At 71.2% G+C, this 2,279-nt stretch carries 1 protein-coding gene; it reads left to right on the top strand.

The features are described from left to right. Window positions 1-234: 234 nt before the first annotated feature. Window positions 235-1,218, top strand: coding sequence for a hypothetical protein (locus NT8_RS29670; RefSeq protein ID WP_157516007.1), 984 nt, complete (start codon window positions 235-237; stop codon window positions 1,216-1,218). Window positions 1,219-2,279: the final 1,061 nt, after the last annotated feature.

The raw sequence follows: 2,279 nt of genomic DNA, 5'->3' as shown, positions 1-2,279 counted from the left end.
GCGCGCGGCCGGCGCCCGCGGAGCCCCAACCAGCGCGGATCTCCCACCCCTGCGGGCCTGCGCGATAAGGTCGCGCCCAGACAAAAGAAAAGGCCGGGAGCTCCACACTCCCGGCCGAAGGTCCTCGCCTGTCACAACGAAAGACGCTATGAGTATATCGACTCCTGCCCTGACGGCACAGCGCCCGGCCGCTATCGCGGCCGTCACCCCTTCGTTCCTCGCGGGGGGTGCCCAGTGACTGATCAGGGTTCCTACATCGCGCTCGACGCCTCCTGGACCGAGGACCCCTGGTTCCGGTTCCCGCGCGCCTTCATCCGCGACGCCAGCCTGTCCGCCACCGCCCGCGCCGCTGCCGCGTGGATGGCCAGCCACTCCACCAGCTTCCGCTTCGACGTGCCCGCGATGGTCCGCGCCGGTCTGGGCGGCCGCGACGTGATCCGCCGGGGCCTGCGCCAACTCGAGGACCGGGGCTACCTGGTGCGCACCCGCGAGCGCCTGCCCGACGGCACCTTGGGGCGCATCGACTACCGGCTCTACCCCGTTCCGCAGCCGCGCCCGGAACCCGAACCCGCACCGGAGCCAGCGCCTGAAAACCAGTCGCTGGACCTGACCTGCGAGAACACGGCGTTTCCGCAGGTCAGCACCAGCGACTGGAAACCAGGCCCTGGTTTTCAGGGGGGCTCTAAGAGAGAGCACTTGAAGGAAGAACAAGAGAACAACTCCTCCCCTCCCCTCCCCTCCTCACCAGCGGCGGAGCCTGCTCAACCGGCCGGGAGGGAGGACGAGGCTCCGCCACCCGAGGACGACGCGCTGAAGCGCGCTCAGAGCCTCGTGGACGCCGCCGTACGCCGCTGGCCCTCCCACCACCGCGCCCCCGGCCCCCGCGACCGCCAGCGGCTGTCTGAGCGCGTCGCACGCGAACTCGCCGCCGGCGGCGACGAGGCCACGATCACCGACGAGCTCACCCGCGACCTGAACGACGCCGGCTCCGCCGTCCGCGTCCTCCTGGGCGCCCGCACCCGCACCCCCGGCTGGGGCCGCCCCGCCGACCCCCGCCCCGACCCGGCCCGCTTCACCGTGACCGGCCCCAAGCCCGCCTGGTGCGGCCGCTGCGACGAACGCACCCGCCTGGTGATGGCCATCCGCGACGACGGCAGCGAGGCCATGCGCCGCTGCAGGGACTGCCACCCCGCCGCCGACCCCCTCGCCGCCCTCTGAGCGCTCCTGGAGGGCCCCTGAGGCGCACTCAGGGGCCCTCCACGGGCCTCCGGGCGGCGGCAGGCGCGAACGCGCCGCCCCTCACCCGTACGCCGTACAGGAAGCGCGACCGGTGCGGCCGCCCCCTAACGCCACCACCTCTTGAAAGCAAGTTATAGCGGAGGGACGCTCTACGAGCGTTTCTCCGCTTTTCGTTTTCCGCCGGCGGGGTGCTTCGGCGTGTCTTCCCCGGTGGCGGCGGGTTCCTGGTTGACGTGAGGGCGTTTTGGGGGCGCGGGGCGCGGGTCCGGCGGTGGGCGGGGTGCGCGCAGGGATCTGCGATCCGCACACCAAACCCAGGAGAGGGAACATGCAGAAGATCAAGAACATGATCCGCCGGATGGTCCTCGTCATGGAGGGGTACGCCTGCTCCCGCTGTGGGACCTGGATCGCCGACGGCGGTTCGTGCCCGAACCCCAAGTGTGGCTGAGGGTTTAACCACCCTCAGATAGGGTAGAATCTACAGTGAAGGGTCGGGGTGTTTGAGCCACCGAAGGCCCCGACCCTTCACCCCGCAGCTTGACAACTCCACAGAGCGCCGAGGAGGTGACCAGCATGGCGAAGAAGGACAAGGGGCCGGAGCTCCCCAAGGAGCCGACTCCGGCGAGTGTCCGCAAGGACATCCAGAAGGAGAGCGCCAAGTTCCGCGACTGGGCCAAGAAGAAGTAACGGCCCCGGTGGGCGGGGCGGTTGAACCGCCGCCCCGCCCACCGCCGGACCCGCGCCCCGCGCCCCCAAGAGGACAAGAGCGCAGGTATCTGCGCGCGGGTGGCACCGGCGTGTCGCGGGTCGTTTGGGGGCGGCGGTTTTTTCGGCAGTGGGGGTCAGTCGCCGGCGCCGCGGGTTCTTTCGGCAGTTGTCGGCCTGCGGTGGCGCCGGGGTCTGCCGGGAGACCGGGCGCCAGCCCGCAGCTTGCGGCAGACCCCGGCGCGGCGGCGGAGCCGCCGCCTTGATCCCGCTTAGCCGAATTCGGCAACCGCCAGTAGGTCCGGCGGCGATCCCCTCACGTCTAGCGCGTCCAT

The organism is Nocardiopsis trehalosi NBRC 14201 (genome assembly GCF_001552555.1).
Classification (GTDB): Bacteria; Actinomycetota; Actinomycetes; order Streptosporangiales; family Streptosporangiaceae; genus Nocardiopsis_B; species Nocardiopsis_B trehalosi.
The sequence above is the reverse complement of the archived record's forward strand: the minus strand, read 5'-3'. Positions and strand labels throughout refer to the sequence as shown.